Here is a 17,605-nt window from a genome sequence, read left to right on the forward strand (position 1 = left end):
GCTTTTTGACTGGGCCTGTGGCAGCGTGTCCGGCAGTGAGAGCACCGCTCTCGGATCCCGTTGGAGAGGACGCACCATGGCCACGCGCTACGAAGAACCAAATCGGGTGGCCCGCGCCGCCAACGCGGTGATCCGCTGGCTCGCCGAGCTGGGCATCAGCATCGCCGGCACCCGGGCGCTGCGCGTCCGCGGCCGAAAGAGCGGAAAGCCGCGCGCGGTGGTGATCAACCTGCTCACGGTCGACGGCGTGGACTACCTGGTCTCACCGCGCGGCAACACGCAGTGGGCCCGCAACGTGCGGGCGGCGGGCGTCGTCGAGGTGGGCCCGCGCTGGCGCCGGCGACGCGCCGTAGCCAGCGAGCTGGGCGACGCGGCCAAGCCGGAAGTCCTGCGGCGCTATCTGGCCCGCTGGTACTGGCAGGTCAAAGACTACGTCGGCGGGTTGACACCCGATTCCACCGATGAGCAGCTGCTCGCCGGGGCGCCCTCGATCCCGGTGTTCGTGCTCGAGCACGCCGGCTAATTATCGGGGGTTGGGTGTCGCCCCGAGATCCTGGCGGACCTGGTCCGAGGTGGCCCGCCACGACACCGCCGCGGGCAGGTCGCCCCAGACGCTGTTGAAGATCCCGACGATCTCGCCCGGGCCTCCGTTGGGCGCCAGGTACACCGGTCCGCCGGAATCGCCCCGCTGGCTCTGGACGCCATGCGACATGGTGAACCACCCGTTGTTGACGCTCTCCACGGTCCCGCAGGTCTCACCCGTGACGACGCCGAAGTGGCAGACCGCCTGGCCCGGTTGGAGCGCCAGGGAGGGGTTGGATTCCAGCGGGCGCCCGCCCGGCAGGACATTGTTGGCCGTGACGCCGCTGTCCAGCACGATCGCCTCGTAGTCGTTGATCGTCTGGTCGGTGGCCACCGTGGTGCCGCTGGGCGTGTTGTCGCGGAACGTGGCCTGACGGCCGATGACGTTGTGTTCGCGGTCGTAGACGACGCCGCTGCCGCGGCAATGCCCCGCGGTGAACGCGATTTTCAGCGCAGGGTCGACGTAGGCGAGGGTGCACAGGCGATTGTCCTGGTGGATTTCCATGCCGGGAAAGACCACCGGGGGGTCCGCTTTGGCGGGCAGGGGCGGCAGCCACGATGCGAGTGCCACGACGGATGCCGAGGCGGCGAATGCGTGCAGTGCCAGGCGGCGCATGTTGAGCTCCGATCCCTCCGTGAAATGCCGACCCGAAGGGTGACGTTACGGCTTGATCTCACCCCTCGCTCATCTTTTCGCACTTGAGGGCGCCGGCGTTACCCGGGCGTGACCAGCGGCACTGCGTCGGCGGTCCGCCCCGCGGCGGCCGGCGCCCACCCGGGCGGGCCGAAGACGTAGCCCAGCCGGTCCCGCAGGCGCTTTGCCGATCGCCAGTCGTGGGCGATGGCGACATATTCGCGGGTTTGCAGCTTCCAGATGTTGAAGGTGTCGACCTGCTTGGTGAGGCCGTAGTGCGGGCGGAACAGTTCGGGCTGGAAGCTGCCGAACATCCGGTCCCACAGGATGAGGATGCCGCCGTAGTTCTTGTCCAGATAGAGCTGGTCCATCCCGTGGTGCACCCGGTGGTGCGACGGGGTGTTGAAGACGAATTCGAACGGGCGCGGCAGCTTGTCGATGCGCTCGGTGTGGATCCAGAACTGGTAGATCAGGTTCAGCGACCAGCTGAAGTACACCATCCAGGGGGGAAGTCCCAACAGCGGCAACGGAACCCACATCAAGACCTCGCCGCTGTTGTTCCACTTCTGGCGCACCGCGGTGGCGAGGTTGTAGTACTGGCTCGAATGGTGGGCCTGGTGGGTCGCCCACACCAGCCGCACCCGGTGAGCCATCCGGTGGTAGCCGTAGTACAGCAGGTCGACGCCGACGAGCGCGACGACCCAGGTGTACCACTTGGCCGGCGAAAGGTGCCAGGGCGCCAGGTACGCATAGATCGCGGTGTAACCCAGCAGGGCCAGCGCCTTCCAGCCGGCGCTGGTGGCTATCGAGACCAGGCCCATCGAGATGCTCGCCCAGGAATCGCGGGTGAGGTAGGCGCCGGATCCCGGCCGCGCTTCTGCCTCGACGTGTTGCAGCTTGCGGGCCGCGGTCCATTCGATGGTCAACAGCAACAGGAAGAACGGGATGGCGAACAGCACCGGGTCCCGCAGCTGCGGGGGCAGCGCCGACCAGAACCCGGTGACGGAGTGCACACGGATAGATTACGACCATCGGCCAACGCCGGTAACGGCGCGTACCAATGAGGTGTTGAGCACTTGACCGCAGTGGTGGTAGTCGGCGCCGGGTTTGCGGGGCTATGGGCGGCGCTCGGCGCCGCGCGGCGTCACGGCGAGCTGGCCGTCCCGGCCGCCACCGTCGACCTCACCGTGGTAAGCGCCCAGCCTTTCCACGACATCCGGGTGCGCAACTACGAAGCCGACCTCAAGCCGTGCCGGATCCCGCTGGCCGACCTGCTCGACCCCGTCGGCGTTGCCCACGTCGCCGCCGACGTGACCGCCATCGACCCCGGCGCCCGCACGATCAGCACGTCGAGCGGCGCCACGTACGGCTACGACCGGCTGGTGCTGGCTTCGGGCAGCCACGTGGTCAAGCCGGACATCCCCGGGCTGCGGGAGTTCGGTTTCGACGTCGACACCTACGACGGCGCCCTTGCGCTGCAGCGGCATCTGCGCGGGCTTGCCGACGAACCGCCGACGCCCGCGGCGGCCACCGTCGTCGTGGTCGGTGCCGGCCTGACCGGCATCGAGGCGGCCAGCGAGCTGCCAATGCGGTTGCGCGCCTTGTTCTCTCGTCCGGGCGTCGTCCCCCGGGTGATTCTGGTCGATCGCAACCCGACGGTGGGCTCCGACATGGGGGCGTCGGCGCGTCCGGTGATCGAACGGGCCCTGTCGGACAACGGCATCGAGATCAGAACGGCCGCCGGGGTCGCCGAGGTGACCGAGCGGGAGGTGACGCTGTCCTCGGGTGAGCGGCTGCCGGCGGCCACCGTGGTGTGGTGCGCGGGCATGCGGGCGAGTCCGCTGACCGAGCAACTCGGGGTGCCCCTCGACCGGCTGGGCCGGGTGCAGGTCGACGACTACCTGCGGGTACCCGGCGTCCCCGGGGTCTTCGCCGCGGGCGACGTGGCCGCCGCCCGCATGGACGACGAGCACCTGTCGGTGATGTCGTGTCAGCACGGGCGCCCGATGGGCCGCTACGCCGGCTACAACGTCATCAGCGACCTGTTCGACGAGCCGATGCTCGCCCTTCGAATCCCTTGGTACGTCACGGTTCTCGACCTCGGACCCGCGGGAGCGGTCTACACCGAAGGGTGGGACCGGGCGGTGGCGTCGACCGGGACCGCGGCCAAGGCGACCAAGCGGACCATCAACACCCGGCGGATCTATCCCCCGCTGACCCGCAGCCGCGCCGACCTGCTGGCCGCCGCCGCGCCGGAGCTGCAGGCCCGCCCCTGACCGCTGCCGGTCGGCTCAGTCCGCCTGCGCCTTTTCCCCGGCGTACCACTGCACCGCCCGAACCCCCGGCTGCAGGGAGAGCTCGGCGACCAACCGCTCGAGCTTGGCCGGTGTGTGGCCGTCCATCAGCAGGTGCGCGGTAAGGGTGATCTCGTCGTCGGCGGCGTGCCCGGTGTGGATGCCGCGCAGCGTGACGTCGTTGCCCGCGGCGTGCTGGACGATGTGGGCGCGGGCGTACTTCTCGGATTTCGGGCGGCACACCACCTGCACCAGGTACGGCTGCACGCCCTCGTCCTCCTCGACGGCGTCGTCGCGGTCGATCAGCCGCCCGAGCGGGCGCCCGAACAGGTGGATGGCGACCACGGTGCCGGTGGCGATCGCGGTGAACACCAGGTGTCCGGACGCGGCCAGCACCCCCACCGCGGCCGAACACCACAGCGTCGCGGCGGTGTTGAGGCCGCGGACGTTGAACCCGTCGCGCAGGATCACTCCCCCGCCCAGGAACCCGATCCCGGACACCACGTAGGACGCGACTCGGGTGGGGCTGCTGTCCTCGGTGACGACGGCATAAAGGACGAACAGGGTCGCGCCGCCGGCGACCAGCGCGTTGGTGCGCAACCCGGCCATCCGGGCCCGCCACTGGCGCTCCAGCCCGATCAAGGCGCCACAGCCCACCCCGACGCCGAGTCGGAGGGCAAATTCGGCGACGCTCAACGTCTGCATGCGGCCGCACCTCCTTCCCCCACGGTCGGCGGCAGCTAAGCACGCCTAGGTGAACAGCAAGTGGACCGCACCCGATCAGGTCGCCTTGTGGTCACGCCGCGGAAACCGGCGGGCAACCCGGCGCTAGGCCTTGGAAAGCTGGTGGGGGCAATAGAATTTCGCGGCGATCATCGCGAAATTGGATGCGTTCTCCATGTCCATGCCGGGGTTGTGCGTCTTCACGTCGTGCACCAGCTCCAGGCCCGTCTCGCCGTTGTTCAGGCACGTGCACACCGCTTTGCCGGACGCGACGGCGGCATCCGGGCTGGAGTAGCTGATGCCCACCTGGTGCAGCGCCGCGAGGAAGCCCGCGTCGTCGCCTTGGGGCGGCGGGGGCGGATCGGCGTGCGCGGGCACGGCCAGGCCGATCATCATGGTCGCGGCGCCGGCGAGCGTTAGCAGTCTTTTCATTGATCACTCTCCCAATTCGGTTGCGCCCTAACCCAATTACGCATCGGACGGTACGACCTGTGGCTTGTCGCCCTTTCTGAGGTGCACGGCGTGAATGCCGGGCTTCTTGGCCAGCTGCTCGAGCAGGGCGTCGAGCCCTTCTTGATCGACGTTGTGGTGCTGCACGCTTTCCGGTTTCTCGGATATCTGCGCGACCAGCCGCTTGAGGTTTTCCGGCGAGTGGGCGTCTTTGAGGTCCTTGAGCGGTTTGATCCGGCCGCGCACGCCGGTGCCGCTCAGCGCGCTGGGCGCCCCGGCGCCGAACGCGCTGCCCAGCATCCCGGCCACCGACATCGCGCTGAGCAAACCGCCCTCGCCGAGCGCGGCGGCCGGGACCGCATCCGGCCCCGCGGCCGACAGCGCGGCGGCCACCGTCCTGATGGCCGGCGTGGACGTGGCCCAGCTCGGCGGCACCGACAAGTGTCCGACCAGCGTGCCGGCGTTGCCCATGCCCGCCGAAACCGCGTTGTACAGCGTGCCCCGGCCGAAGCCCAACGCTCCCAGCCCGGCGCCCAGCGCGTCCTTGGGCAGCGCGGCGTACGCAGCCGGGGGGGCGAACTTGAGCCACTGCGAGACCGGGAAGTTGATCAGCAGCCCGATGTCGTTGAACTGGGTGGTGAAGCCCAGCGGGACCTTCACCGCGTTGTACAGGGCCATCATTGTCGTGGCCCCGGTCGGTCCGAAGAGACCGTTCAGCAGGCCGGTGACGGTCGTGGTGTACGAGGTGCTCAGGTTGGCGCCGGTCTGGAGCAGCCAGGAGAGTGGGCCACCCGCGGTCGTCAGCGACGACGACAGGGACGAGACGATCGACGACGCGTTGCCGGCCGAGGTGCCGGCGGCCTGGGTGAGCGCCGCCGCCTGGCCGGCCACCCCGCCGGCGTTGGTGATCTGGGGAGCCTCGGTGAACGGCGTGACGTCGGAGGCGGCGGCCGAGGAGCTCGCGTAGCTGTCCATGGCCACCGCGTCCTGGGCCCACATCTCGGCGTATAGGATCTCGGTCGCTGCGATCGCCGGGGTGTTCTGCCCGAAGATGTTGGTCGCCACCAGCTGGGCCAGTTGGCTGCGGTTGGCCGCGATCTCGGCCGGGGGCACGTGGGCGGCGAAGGCCGTATCGTACGCGCTGGCCGCCGCGGTGGCCTGGGCGGCGGCCTCGGCGGCCTGCGCGGCGGTGCCCTGCATCCAGGCCAGATACGGCGTCACCGCGGCGGCCATGCTGACCGAGGACGGGCCCACCCAGGCGCCGCTGGTCAGGCTGTCGATCACCGACGTATAGGAGGAGACGGTGGACTGCAGTTCGCTGGCCAGCCCCTCCCAGGCGGCAGCGGCCTGACGCAGTGAGCCCGATCCGGGGCCGGCGTAGATCCTCCCCGAGTTGAACTCGGGCGGAAATGCTGCGTAGAACATCGGCTATTCCCCTTGCCTGGTGTCTGTCATGGCCGTCAGTCCTCGAGGGCGGGGATGACGATGATGGTGGCCGCGGCCGGGTCGGCCGCGACGACACCGCCCAATGAGGCCGCGGCGGCGCCGCCGGTGCCGCCGGACTGGAAGGCGGCCGCGCCGATTGCGCGGCCGGCCAGGCTGGACAGGGCCATCTGGCTGAAGACGCCCTCCTCGCTCGCGAGCGCTGCCGGCGCGGCCGCCGCGTTGGCGGGCAGCACCTGGGCGAGCGTCTTGATGGCGGGCGCGGCCTCGGTCCAGCCCTGTGGCACCGACAAGCCGCTGACCAGGGCCGCTTTGCCCATGGCGCCCTGTGCGCCGATGGCGGAGCTCAGCATCGGCTTCACCGCGCTGGCGCCTTGCGTGAGCGGGGCCAGTGCCCCGCTGATCGCTTTCGGGCCGGCCAGGTAGGCGGCGGCCCCCTGCCCGTTCTGACCCCAGGCGTAGGCCTGCCCGAACGACAGGAACGGGCCGCCGGGTATGGCTGTCCATCCCTGCAGGGAATACGGCCCGGTGAGGGTCGACCAGATGGTGTTCCAGTTCGCCAGGTCGGTTCCCAGCCCGGCCGGCCAGGACGACGTGGGCGGCAGGTTGACCAGCTGCGGCAGGGCGAGCCCCGACAACAGGTTCGTCGACCCCGTCGTCGGCGAATTCAGCAGGCCGCTGCCCAGGCTTTGCAGGGCGGTCGGCAGGGAGTTGATCAGCTGGGACAGCTGCGTGCCGATGTTCAAGCCGCTCGCGCCGCTGGCCTGGGAGACCGCGGCCGCCTGCGCCGGCGCCGCCGCGGCGTTCGTGGTCTGCGGCGGCTCGGTGAACGGGGTGAGCTGGGACGCGGTGGCCGACGAGGCGGCGTAGGCGTACATGGCGGCGGCGTCCTGGGCCCACATCTCGGCGTATTGGGCCTCGGTGGCCGCGATGGCCGGGGTGTTCTGGCCCAGGAAGTTGGTGGCGATCAGCGTCATCAGCAGGGCGCGGTTGGCCGCGATCACCGGCGGCGGCACCGTCGCCGCGAAGGCGGTTTCGTATGCGCCCGCGGCGATCTTGGCCTGGCTGGCGGCCTCCTCGGCCTGCGCGCCGGTCGCGCTCATCCACGCCACATACGGCGCCGCCGCGGACGCCATCGCGATCGAGGAAGGCCCCGTCCACGGACCGGTGGCAAGGCTCTCGATCGTCGCGCCGTACGAGGCGGCCGTCGACTGCAGTTCCGTGGCCAACTCGTCCCAGGCCGCCGCGGCTGCCAGCATGGGCCCCGACCCCGCGCCGACATACATCCGCCCCGAGTTGATCTCCGGTGGTAACGCCCCGAAATCCAACATCTGTTTGCTCCGCTCCCCTAAGTGGCCGCCATGGTAGGCGCGGCTTTCCGGCCCGTCCGCAACCGCGCGGCAGCTCTAATGGAATCCATGGAATCCGCTGTTGAATTCATGCATTGATTGGACGTGTATGAGGACGACAGGGTTCCACGCTCCTAATCGAAATGGGTCAGAGGCGGTGGCCCGCCTGGCGTTCAGGCGTCGCTGCCTAATGTAGCGATCATCGTGATCGAAACGTATTGGTGGCGCGTTCCCGGGATGTAATAGTAAAGTAAACGACAGGTGTCACCGCCCGAATACGCCTGTGAGAATGCTGCTGATCAGCTAACACAGCCAGATGCGAAATCCGTTGTCCAGGTTGTTAGTAGCGGATTTTCAGCAATCGTCCAGAAATGGGATTTACGTTTGTTGCGGTTCGGGCGCGATAGATCGGACGACCGGTGGCGCCCGCCGTTAATTGTTGCTAACGGAGGCGCTTAACATTATTGAACACAGGTAAGCCATTAACATATCCGACATGTACGAACGGTCTTAACGCGGATGGTTCTCGAGTTCGCCAGCGGCATCGCGTAGGTTGGCTCGAGCGCTCGCCGTGATTCTTGTTAAATTCAATTAATCCCAGGTGGGGCCCACGGCGCGTTCGGCGGTCGCCGTTTGCTCCCAGGCCCCCGCATCCGTTGCCGGCGCGCGTTCGCCGTGGTCACGGCGTCCTCGGCGGCCCGTCACCGAGTGGATAGTTTGTCGTCATCCGTTGCTCCCCTGAATTTCACCTAGCGTAGGCATTCGTCGCTGGCGGAACGCTGATTTGCTGCTGGAAGTTTGCTGTGAGCCGCATGCGGCCGATTTGCGGTGCTCATCGCGCCAGGCTGGCGCCCGGGATGCGTGACCGCACGGTTGCGGAAAGCTCAATGCGCGCGCGTATCCGCCGTGAGGTGAGCCCTAGCCGGCGGCCGGGGGGCGCGGGACGAACGTCGGACGGAAGCCGTACTGCGGCACGGCGCGCCCGTAGGGTTGCGCACCCGTGGCCCCGATCGGCATCCCGGGCATACCGGCCGCCATGGCCGGGGGTGCCACCATGGGCGTACCGCCGAGCGACGAGGCCAGCGGGCCGGCCAGCGGCGCGGGCGCGGTCCAGCTCGGCGGCACCGACAGCGCGCCGATCATCGGCGCGTGCCCGAGGCCCGCCGAGACGGCATTGCCGACGCCCCCGACGGCAGGACCCGCGGCCGCCTCACCGATCGCGTCGCCGACCGCTTGGCCCGCCGCCTCGGCCGCGTCGCCCGCCGCCCCCTGGCCCAGCAGGCCGAGGAACGGGGCCAGCGTGTTGCTGGGCATATAGAACCCGGACGAGAAGGCGGTGTTCCAGATGTTGGCGTTGGGCCCCCACTCCGCCCAAAGGTTGTCCAGCGTGGCGGATCCCGACCCGGAACCGGTCAGCAGGCCCACGAGCTCGGAGGTGGGGGTCTGCGACGACGCCGGCGACGCCAGCCCCTGCAGCGCGGAGGGCAGCGCGGACATCAGCTGCGCCATCGTGCCCTGCTGAGTCCCGGCCGGAGTGGCGACGGCCTGGGCCACCGCGGCCGCCTGCGCGCTCGGCCCACTGAGGCTGGTCGTCTGCTGCGGCTCGGTGAACGGGCTCAGCTGGGCGGCGACCGCCGACGAGGCGGCGTAGCCGTACATCGCGGCCGCGTCTTGGGCCCACATCTCGGCGTACTGGGCCTCGGTGGCCGCGATCGCCGGCGTGTTCTGACCGAGGATGTTGGCGGCGATCAGCGCCGTCAGCAGGGCGCGGTTGGCCGCGATGACGGGCGGCGGCACCGTCTGACCGAACGCGGCCTCGTAGGCCGCCGCGGCGCCCTCGGCCTGTGCGGCGGTCTGCTCGGCCTGCTCGGCCGTCGTACCCAGCCACGTCGCGTACGGCACGGCGGCGGCAGCCATCGCCACCGACGCCGGACCGTGCCATTCTTCACCGGTCAGTGCGGTGAGCACCGCTACGTAAGACATTGCGGTGGAACGTAATTCGGCGGCGAGGCCATGCCAGGCAGATGCGGCCGCCAGCATCGGCCCCGAGCCCGCCCCGGAGTACATCCGGCCGGAGTTCACTTCCGGTGGGAGCAGCGCGAAATCGAGTGCGGCGGTCATCGTCGCCCCCCTCCCCCGCCTGGCCGTGATGGTGTGACGTGGGTGCTGAATTGTGTTGTGGCTACGGCGAAATCCGCCGGGCATGCGAAGACAAGCGACATCGGACTACTCCTCACGGAAAGAGGGTGATCCGGGCCGACCGGCAATTGTGGCTGATTTCAGCGCAATTCGACAGACGCGGTCCGCTGGGCGGGCGCGCCTGTGCGAGGTCTGTCGGGGTCAGCCGTTCAGACGGTCAGAAAGGGGCCGGGGCCGGATCGAATCGAAATGGTCGATTTGGAATACGGACTATCGTCGAGACTCATTTCGCTCTCACCTCCTCACAGCCTGGGCACACGGGGATGCCGTTATCTCTCGCACACCGGGGAGAAGGGTCCGGGCTGGAACTCCCGGAGACCGCACCCCTCTCGTCAGAGCTTTGGCACCACACGGCGTATCCGGTTCAGCTGAGCCGGAAGCCACTTGGGCTCAACCCTTAATCCGGGAAGAGCTGTCCTGACCCTGGGCGTCTTTCGACGTTCGAGGTCAGTGGCCTGTATCCGTGCAGACGCCTCACCTAGCGAGGTGCTTGCAGAGGCCATGGTGGCACTCGGGCGGCGGATCAGTCAAACCAACTGCCACAGGCTCGTAACAATCCCATCGTCATCCGGCGGCCGGGGGACGCGGCATCACGGTCACGCGGAAGCCGTAGCGCGGGCCGTGGCCGTAGCCACCCCCCGCCGTGCCGGCGGGCATGCCCGGCATGCCGGGAATCGCCCCCGGGCCGGCCTGCACCGCGCCGGCGCCCGGGCCGACGGCGTTGGTCCAGCCGCCTCCGGCGAATGTCGCGCCCGCGTGGTTCTCCACCTGGGCGGCCGCCGTCCAGGCCTGCGGCACGGACAACCGACCGACCAACGCAGCCTTGTTGGTGCCGACCGAAACGGCTCCGCTCAGGTCCGCGCCCGTCGCGCCGGCCGCCCCCGGCGTCAGCAGGGGCACCCACCCGGGATTCCCGGTACCGGCGCCCATCGGTGGTAGCGCGGTGGACGTCGGCGCCGCCGCAACCGAGACCGCGTTGATGTCGGCCATCCCACCGGTGACCGCCGGTTCGATGACGGCGGGGCTCACGTATCCGGCCGAGACGAATCCGTTGAAGAACGAGGAGTTCAAGAACGTGCCGATTGCGTTGCCGTCCGCCCCATCCAGGAAATTCAGGATGGCGTCGAGGAATCCCGCCCCCGGGATGGCGGCCGCGGGGTTGGCGGCGGCCGAGACCGGTGACGAAAGACCTTGCAGCGCAGTCGGTATCGCGGACAGCAGCTGGTCCATCGTCTGGCTGCCGGTGCCCGCCGCGGTGCTCGTGGCCTGCGTGACCGCGGCGCCCTGGGCGGCCTGCCCGGCCGGATTGGTGGTCTGGGCCGGTTGATCGAACGGCGTCAGCGTGGACGCCGCCGCCGAACTCCCGGCATAGCCGTACATCGCGGCCGCGTCCTGGGCCCACATCTCGCCGTACTGCGCCTCGGTGGCCGCGATCGCCGGCGTGTTCTGCCCCAGGAAGTTGGTCGCGACCAGTGCCGCGAGCAGGGCACGGTTGGCCGCCACCTCCGCCGGCGGCACCGTCATGGCAAACGCGGCCTCATAGGCCGCCGCCGCGGCCGCCGCCTGGGCGGAGGCCTGCTGGGCCAGCGCCCCAGTGCTGGTCATCCACTGCACATAGGGCGCCGCCGCGGCGCCCATCGACGCGGAAGCCGGCCCCATCCACTCCTCGCTCGTCAGCCCGGTGATGACCGAGTCGTATGAGGCGGCCGTGGAACCCAGCTCCGCTCCCAGCGCGGCCCAGGCCGTCGCGGCCGCCATCATCGGTGCCGAACCCGGCCCGGCGTACATGCGGGCCGAGTTGACTTCCGGTGGTAATGCTCCGAAATCCATTGCGGACATCCCCTTAACCGGCCGTCGCAGCGTTGACGGGGATCATGGCTGCGTTGCGCAGTGATTTCCGTTGTGTTACAAAGAAATACATCGGACTTCTCCTTTAAAAGCGGATAGTCCGACCAAGCCACGGGCAGGGGCCGCCGAGCGAAGTCGGATATTGCCGATTCAAACGGCGGCGAGTGCACCGCGACCGGATCGGAAAGAAACGGTCGTTGTTGTCATGCGTTAACTGTCAATCGGCCAGTGCGCCCACCTCCCGTCCTGGCCAGGGGCGCTCATCGGGGTGCGCCATGGTTGCCCGAATCGGGACGAGACCCCGGCGAAAACCATGCGTGGGGCAAAAGCCGCCTGATTTCTAGGCGTCTTGCGACGATAGACCTAAATCCCCTTCTTAAGACGCATTTCCGCGGGGAAACTGTGCTCGGCGATGAGCATTGAGGATCATGGTGGCACCGGCGCCAACGCCCGGCAATGCGAACCGCTTATCCACCGAAAATTAATAGAAAGCTCATAGAACTCGCCTGCCGGGCCCGGACGCCGTGGGAATCGAAATCTGCACCGCGGCCGCCGAAAGCGATTGCGGCCGTTAGCCAGTCAGAACCGCACACGCGGCTCTAGGACGACGGCTTCTTCTCGGCCACGGCCGTACGGATGCCCTCGAGCAGATCCTCGGCCGTCAACTCCCGGAACCGGAGCAGCTGAGCCTCGCTGAACTCGCCGCTGGTCAGCACCGCGTCGAGGTCGTCGTCGTCGAGCCGGAAACTGCGGTGATCGCGCGCCTTTTCCACGACGTTGCGGACGAAGCCGGCGTTGCCGAGCGTGTCGATACCCCGAATCAGATCCCCGTCTTCGGAGTAGCTCTCGTCGAGGTAGAACTTGGTGTACGACGGCAACAACGCCTCGGCCGCCTCGTCGGTGATGACGTCCTCGTTCTCCCGGCCCATCAGCTTGGTCAGCGCAACGAGCTCGTCCGGGGTGTAGCTGAAGAACTCGATCACGGTCGAAAAGCGCCGCCGCAGACCCTGATTCACCTCGAGCATCTTGTCCATCGCCTTGGCATAGCCCGCGCCGAACACCACCAGCTCGTCGCGATGGTTCTCCATGTACAGCAGCAGCGTGTTGATGATCGCGTTGCCGTACGGGTCACCCTGGTGGTAGCCGCTCTCGTGCAGCGTGTGCATCTCGTCGAAGAAGACCGCTCCGCCCAACGCCCCCTCGAGCATCTCCTCGGTGTTCTTCTCGGCGTCGGCCATGTACCGCCCCAACAGCTTGGTGCGGCTGGTCTCCACCACCAGCGGCTTGCGCAGTACGGTGAGCCCGCACAGCTGCTTGGTGAAGGCCCGCGCGACCGACGTCTTGCCGGTCCCGGGCGGTCCAAGCAGGAGGGTGTGGCGCGAGGTCACCGGCACCGGCAGGCCCATCTTCTCCCGGGCCAGGTTGACCTTGGTGGTCGACTTGATGAGCTTGATTTCCCGCTTGGCCCGTTCCATGCCCAGCATCGCGTTGAGCTCGGCGTCGCCTTCGGCCAGGTATTTGGCGGCCTCCTGGGCGTGGCGGAGGGCCTCCGTCTGCGCGCGCGTCGGCGCACTGTCCGGATCCCAGGGGTCGGTGCGCGCCTCGATCGTCTCCGGATCGGTCAGCACCAGCCGATAGTTGGGGTTGTCCAAGGCCTCTCGGGCCGGGGCGAACTTCGGGTCGCGCGAGTACACCCGGCGCAACAGCTCGACGGCCTCCTCCTCGCGGCCGACGTGTCGCAGGCACATGCCCTGCGTGTACAGCGCGATGTTGGCAGCCCCCGGCACCCGGTCGCCCTCGACGGCGTCCTGGCCGCGCCGGAAGGCCTCCTCGAACACGCCCAGCGAGGCCAGCGCAGTGGTCGCCATCGCGGCGCCCGCGGCCTTCAGCTCGGGGTGCCGCCACGTCTTGCCCTCGGGAAATTGGACGAGCACGTCGGGCCAGCGTCCGGTGCGGAAGTACAGCACGCCCCGCACGTAGTTGACGACTTCCTCGTCGAAAGGATGCCGGGGCTCGACGCCGTCGAGCAGCTTCGCGGCTTCCTCGTAGCGTTTCGCCTCGGCGAGCACCGCCGCATACGCGCAGGCCAGCGACTCCACGCTGGTGACGGCCAGCCGCAGGAACAATCCGTCGGAGACCTCGGGCCGGAACTGCAGGTCGGTGACCCCGAGGCGGCGCGTCTCCCAACCGAACGTCCGCACGGCCGCCCATGCGCCGGCGAGCACCTCGAGGCCCTGCTCACCGGCCAGCATCCGCGCCAGCCAGGCGTCGCACATCCCCGGGTCGAGCGTGGTGGCCGTGTTGAACATCTGCGCAGCCACCTGCGGGTTGTGGCTGGGCTGCAGCCCGTTGACCGAAATACCGGACGCCAATAGTCCGGCGACCATTGCGTTACGGGCGTCTTCGGCGGTGGATTGCGAGCGCGTCATTGCGCCGCAGACACGCTCGCTGCGCTCTCCCGCTCCTGACCGACCGACAGCACCAGATCGTCGTCGTCGAGCAACGGACGGCTGGGGACGATTAAGAGGGGGCGGGCCGCCGGGGCGGGCAGGCTGGCACGAACCGCCGCCAATTGGCGGCCGGTGAGCCGATTGAGCCCCGACCACACGCTCCTGGGGAGGCGACGCTCGCTGTGGTAGCGCACCCAGGCCGACAGCTGCGGGCGGCCCGAGCTGGTGAGCAGGCGGATCGTGACGACCGCGGCGCCGACGTCAGGCAGCAACAGGTCTTCCAGCGTCTCGGTGGTGATGTCCGACGGCGTCAACCAGAAGCTCGCGGCGAACCCGTTGAAGTGCTTGAGGTGTCGCCATCCCGGGCGACTCCACGTCGGCTCGAGATCGGCCAGCACCGCGCTGTCGACCTCGGCGAGCTCGTCGGCGGTCAGCGGCCGCGCCACGCAATTTTGCCCATCGAGGTCTTGGGCGAGCCGCTCGGTGGCCGCGACCAGGGTCGACGCGAGCGAGTCGCGGGCCGCCACGGCGGCGACGTTGCGCTGCGGGTTCATCCGCAGCACCAGCCAGGTGCGGCGCACGTAGGAGGTGGGCTCGTCGCTCACCACGCCCCATTCCTCGGGTCCCCAGTCGTCCAGCTTGGACTTCTCGGCCGCCCTGGACTCGGGGCCGCCGCGGCGAACCTTCATCGTGACGATGTCGATGCCGTCGAGGTGGATGTCGAACTGGCGCAGGCCCTCGGCGACGGCGTGCACGGGCAGGATGGCGGCCGTGTTGCGGTGCCGGTGGCGGCCGGACGCGTCGTCCTCGCCGCCGTCCACCGCGATCACGCTCACCAGGTGGCCGTCGTACTGGCGCACGCCGACCTTGTCGCGCCCGAACCGGCGCTGGTGGTCGATCGCCGGCGTGCAGCCCGCCGTCAGCGCGGTGCCCGGGTCGGCGGACCAGTCCCACAGCCAGGTGGCCAGGCCGGAGGTCACCGTGAGGCCGTGGTGGGTGACCAGGGACAGCAGCGTGACCACCGCCGCCAGGCCGACCCCGACCCAGAACGCGATGTGGTGCTCGCCCTGCCAGGATGCCGGGCAGTGGCTGGCCACCAACAGGATCAGGATGTCGACCACAAACACCGCGGTGACCCGCGGCCACGACAAAGACAATCCAAAACTTCGCTGAGCCTTCATTGCTATTGCTGCTCCGACCTCATTGCTGCTTCCGTGTCCGCTTCATGAACACTGCTATACCGAACACGGCGCCGCCGATCAGTAACGCTGCGGTCAACCCTCCGGCTGCCACCCATACTGGCACCATATCCCGGTGCGGGGCCGCCTTAGGAATATTCAGCGGTGCCGACAGTTGCTGCGGCGGCTTTGCTGGACCTTCCGGTACATCCCACGTCAAGGCCGCCACCGGATCGATGACGCCGTAGCCGACCTGGTTGTCCACCCCGCGCGCCGGCGCCCGGGCCGTGCGCTCCAACCTGTTGATGACCTGATACGCCGATAGCTGCGGGTATTTGGCGCGCACGAGGGCGGCCACCCCGGACACGATCGCGGTCGAGAAACTGGTGCCGGCCGGAACCAGCAGCGTGTTGTCCGGGCCGTCGATGGCGTTGATCAACCCGTCGTCGCGGGGTGAGAGGCCGATGACGTCGGTCCCGGGCGCGGCGATTCCCACCCACGGCCCCGCGACGCTCGTCGTCCCCTGGCCCTGGCCGCCCTGGGTGAGCGGTCGGCCGTCGTTGTCGACCGCGCCCACCGTCAGCACGTAGTCGCTGTACCAGGACGGCGTCACCACCGTGCCCACACCGCTCCAGTCCCGCGGATCCTTGGGCTGCATGGGGTCGAAGGCCGGGTTCTGCTTGCAGTCCTTTTTGCTGGTGTCGCCCGCCGCCGCCACGATGACGACGTTCTTGTCGACCGCCGCGTAGCGAACTGCGGCGCCCAGCGAGCGCTGATCGATGATGTTGCGCGAGCTCATGCAGGTCACGTCGGAGATGTTGATGACCGTGGCGCCCAGGTTCGCGGCGTGCACGATCGCCCGCGCCATGGTTTCGACGTCGTCGATCTTCGCCCGCGTCTGCGGGTCCTCGTCGCCGGTGTAGGCGTCCTTGAGGCCGAAGGCCTGGCTGGACTGGCGGATCGCGATGATGTCGACGTCCGGGGCGATGCCGCTGTACGCGTCAGGTGCCGAGGACGGCGCAGGCGGTGGGGGCGGCGGCGGCTTGGGCGGGTCCAGCGGACGCGGGTTGACGGGGTTGTCGACACCGACCACGTGCCCGCCGCCGGAATAGCTGGGAATCGTCACCGTTCCCCCGCCGCGGTTGGCCGACGGTGCCTGACCGGGCCCGGCTTGGGGTCCCCCGGGCGGTACGCCCGGACCGGCCGGCGGTCCGGCGGGTGCGGCCGGCGCGGGCGGCGCGCCGAACGGCCCGGGCGCCGGTGATTCCGACGGGGGCGGCGCGGGGACCATCGTCACGGTCTGCGGCAACGGCGACAAGGTCACCGTCTGGGGCGGTGGCGCTTTCGGCGGCGGTTCGGTGGTCGGGATCGTCACCGGCTTGCGCGGTGCCGCCGGCGGCGTCGCCGCGCCGCTGGCCGGGGCCGCGCCGATCATCGACGCCACGATGGTGCCGTGCGCGTCGCAGTCCGACAGCCCGTCGCCCGACATGATGTAGTCGCCGCCGGGGATCAGGTGCGGAAACCGGGGGTGCGGCGTCACCCCGGTGTCGATGACGGCGACCTTCTGGCCCGCGCCGCGGCCGAATTGCCACGCCTCCTGCAGGTTCAGCATGTCCATGTACTTCGGCTGCAGCCGGAAGTCGGTTCCGGGCAGCACGCCGACCTCGGTGCAGTAGGAGTTCTGCTTCATCGGCGCCGGCGGCCCGGGCGGGCCGTCCGGCGGCACCGCCCCGGGATCGACCGTCGGAGGCGAGATCGCGTAGGCGGGAGGCAGACCGGCTAATGCACCTGAGGTCAGCAGGAGTGCGGCGACGGTCGCGCGGGATGCGCGGCCGCGGCGGCGAGCGCCGTGATGCCTGCCCAGTCGCCGGCAGCGACCTTGTCCTTGGGCACCATCCATGAGCCGCCCACACACACCACGTTGGGCAGCGCGAGGTAGTCGGGCGCGCTTTGCGGCGTGATGCCGCCGGTCGGGCAGAAACGCACATCGCCGAACGGCCCGTAGATCGACTTGAGCATCGGGATGCCGCCAGCCGCTTCGGCCGGGAAGAACTTGAGCGTCGTCAGGCCGAACTCCAGCGCCAGGATCAGCTCGGACGGCGTGGCGATGCCGGGCAGCCAGTCCAGTTCAGTCTTCCCCTGTGCCGCGGCCAGCATGGGCGTAATGCCCGGCGACACCGCGAACACCGCACCGGCATCCTTCGCCTGCCGGAAATGCTCCGGCCGCGTGAGCGTACCGGCACCGACGATGGCGTCGCTGCCCAGGTCCTTCACAACGGCCCGGATCACGTCCAGCGCTACCGGCGTGCGCATCGTGATCTCGAACGTGCGGATACCGCCCTCGTACAGCGCGCGGCACACCTTGACGCCTTCATCGACAGATTGGAACTGCAGCAACGGGATGACCGGGCCGGCCTTGACGACGGAATCGATACCCACAACGTTCTCCTAGATC

The 17,605-nt window shown here is 69.1% G+C and carries 14 protein-coding genes and 1 riboswitch; of the genes, 2 read left to right on the forward strand and 12 right to left on the reverse strand.

The annotated features are described in order from the left end of the window. Positions 1–76 precede the first annotated feature (76 nt). The gene (locus A9X00_RS03765) at positions 77–523 is read left to right on the forward strand and encodes a nitroreductase family deazaflavin-dependent oxidoreductase (protein WP_067149362.1); all 447 of its coding nucleotides are present in this window, start codon (positions 77–79) and stop codon (positions 521–523) included. Here A9X00_RS03765 and A9X00_RS03770 read toward each other — a convergent pair whose 3' ends face one another. Further along, a complete protein-coding gene (locus A9X00_RS03770) occupies positions 524–1,198 on the reverse strand; it encodes a hypothetical protein (RefSeq protein ID WP_067149364.1) in 675 nt (224 codons plus the stop codon). It lies immediately after the preceding gene. A gap of 98 nt (positions 1,199–1,296) precedes the next feature. Continuing rightward, positions 1,297–2,229, reverse strand: coding sequence for a sterol desaturase family protein (locus A9X00_RS03775; protein ID WP_067149366.1), 933 nt, complete (start codon positions 2,227–2,229; stop codon positions 1,297–1,299). 63 nt (positions 2,230–2,292) lie between these two features. Here A9X00_RS03775 and A9X00_RS03780 point away from each other — a divergent pair, with 63 nt between their 5' ends. Further along, on the forward strand, positions 2,293–3,492 hold the full coding sequence (locus tag A9X00_RS03780) for an NAD(P)/FAD-dependent oxidoreductase (protein ID WP_067149368.1): 1,200 nt from the start codon (positions 2,293–2,295) through the stop codon (positions 3,490–3,492). 15 nt (positions 3,493–3,507) lie between these two features. Here A9X00_RS03780 and A9X00_RS03785 read toward each other — a convergent pair whose 3' ends face one another. The 10 genes from A9X00_RS03785 to A9X00_RS03830 all read right to left on the reverse strand — a co-directional run bounded on the left by A9X00_RS03785 (position 3,508) and on the right by A9X00_RS03830 (position 17,589). Then, positions 3,508–4,215 carry an MgtC/SapB family protein gene (locus A9X00_RS03785; protein WP_067149370.1) on the reverse strand — a complete coding sequence of 236 codons (708 nt, stop codon included), beginning with the start codon at positions 4,213–4,215 and terminating at the stop codon, positions 3,508–3,510. A gap of 123 nt (positions 4,216–4,338) precedes the next feature. After that, positions 4,339–4,665, reverse strand: a complete 327-nt coding sequence (locus A9X00_RS03790; protein ID WP_067149372.1) for a DUF732 domain-containing protein — start codon at positions 4,663–4,665, stop codon at positions 4,339–4,341. 36 nt (positions 4,666–4,701) lie between these two features. Next, complete coding sequence (locus A9X00_RS03795) at positions 4,702–6,108, reverse strand: PPE family protein (protein ID WP_067149374.1); 1,407 nt, start codon at positions 6,106–6,108, stop codon at positions 4,702–4,704. A gap of 35 nt (positions 6,109–6,143) precedes the next feature. Continuing rightward, complete coding sequence (locus tag A9X00_RS03800; RefSeq protein ID WP_067149376.1) at positions 6,144–7,457, reverse strand: PPE family protein; 1,314 nt, start codon at positions 7,455–7,457, stop codon at positions 6,144–6,146. Positions 7,458–8,393: 936 nt separating this feature from the next. Then, positions 8,394–9,596: a PPE family protein gene (locus A9X00_RS03805; protein ID WP_067149378.1), complete on the reverse strand. Its 1,203-nt coding sequence runs from the start codon at positions 9,594–9,596 to the stop codon at positions 8,394–8,396. Between the two features lie 395 nt (positions 9,597–9,991). Continuing rightward, positions 9,992–10,167: riboswitch (M-box (ykoK) riboswitch) on the reverse strand. A 71-nt stretch (positions 10,168–10,238) separates the two neighbouring features. Continuing rightward, positions 10,239–11,504, reverse strand: coding sequence for a PPE family protein (locus A9X00_RS03810; RefSeq protein ID WP_067149380.1), 1,266 nt, complete (start codon positions 11,502–11,504; stop codon positions 10,239–10,241). 617 nt (positions 11,505–12,121) lie between these two features. Next, positions 12,122–13,951 (reverse strand): type VII secretion AAA-ATPase EccA, encoded by a 1,830-nt coding sequence (gene eccA / locus A9X00_RS03815; protein ID WP_067149382.1) that lies wholly within the window; start codon positions 13,949–13,951, stop codon positions 12,122–12,124. After that, positions 13,948–15,153, reverse strand: a complete 1,206-nt coding sequence (eccE, locus tag A9X00_RS03820; protein WP_067149384.1) for a type VII secretion protein EccE — start codon at positions 15,151–15,153, stop codon at positions 13,948–13,950. The genes eccA and eccE overlap by 4 nt, the downstream gene beginning before the upstream one ends. 19 nt (positions 15,154–15,172) lie before the next feature. After that, positions 15,173–17,050, reverse strand: a complete 1,878-nt coding sequence (locus A9X00_RS03825) for a type VII secretion-associated serine protease mycosin (protein WP_082974672.1) — start codon at positions 17,048–17,050, stop codon at positions 15,173–15,175. Further along, positions 16,945–17,589 carry a bifunctional 4-hydroxy-2-oxoglutarate aldolase/2-dehydro-3-deoxy-phosphogluconate aldolase gene (locus A9X00_RS03830; protein WP_067149386.1) on the reverse strand — a complete coding sequence of 215 codons (645 nt, stop codon included), beginning with the start codon at positions 17,587–17,589 and terminating at the stop codon, positions 16,945–16,947. Before A9X00_RS03830 ends, A9X00_RS03825 begins: the two co-directional genes overlap by 106 nt. Between the last annotated feature and the right edge of the window lie 16 nt (positions 17,590–17,605).

It is taken from the genome of Mycobacterium sp. 1245805.9, assembly GCF_001672915.1.
In the GTDB taxonomy this organism is placed as follows: Bacteria; Actinomycetota; Actinomycetes; order Mycobacteriales; family Mycobacteriaceae; genus Mycobacterium.

Bases quoted from the DNA above. Each gene is read 5' to 3' on its own strand.
- A9X00_RS03765 (WP_067149362.1), top strand. From the start codon at position 77: ATGGCCACGCGCTACGAAGAACCAAATCGGGTGGCCCGCGCCGCCAAC.
- A9X00_RS03770 (WP_067149364.1), bottom strand. From the start codon at position 1,198: ATGCGCCGCCTGGCACTGCACGCATTCGCCGCCTCGGCATCCGTCGTG.
- A9X00_RS03785 (WP_067149370.1), bottom strand. From the start codon at position 4,215: ATGCAGACGTTGAGCGTCGCCGAATTTGCCCTCCGACTCGGCGTCGGG.
- A9X00_RS03790 (WP_067149372.1), bottom strand. From the start codon at position 4,665: ATGAAAAGACTGCTAACGCTCGCCGGCGCCGCGACCATGATGATCGGC.
- A9X00_RS03795 (WP_067149374.1), bottom strand. From the start codon at position 6,108: ATGTTCTACGCAGCATTTCCGCCCGAGTTCAACTCGGGGAGGATCTAC.
- A9X00_RS03800 (WP_067149376.1), bottom strand. From the start codon at position 7,457: ATGTTGGATTTCGGGGCGTTACCACCGGAGATCAACTCGGGGCGGATG.
- A9X00_RS03805 (WP_067149378.1), bottom strand. From the start codon at position 9,596: ATGACCGCCGCACTCGATTTCGCGCTGCTCCCACCGGAAGTGAACTCC.
- A9X00_RS03810 (WP_067149380.1), bottom strand. From the start codon at position 11,504: ATGGATTTCGGAGCATTACCACCGGAAGTCAACTCGGCCCGCATGTAC.
- eccA (WP_067149382.1), bottom strand. From the start codon at position 13,951: ATGACGCGCTCGCAATCCACCGCCGAAGACGCCCGTAACGCAATGGTC.
- eccE (WP_067149384.1), bottom strand. From the start codon at position 15,153: ATGAAGGCTCAGCGAAGTTTTGGATTGTCTTTGTCGTGGCCGCGGGTC.
- A9X00_RS03825 (WP_082974672.1), bottom strand. From the start codon at position 17,050: ATGGATGGTGCCCAAGGACAAGGTCGCTGCCGGCGACTGGGCAGGCAT.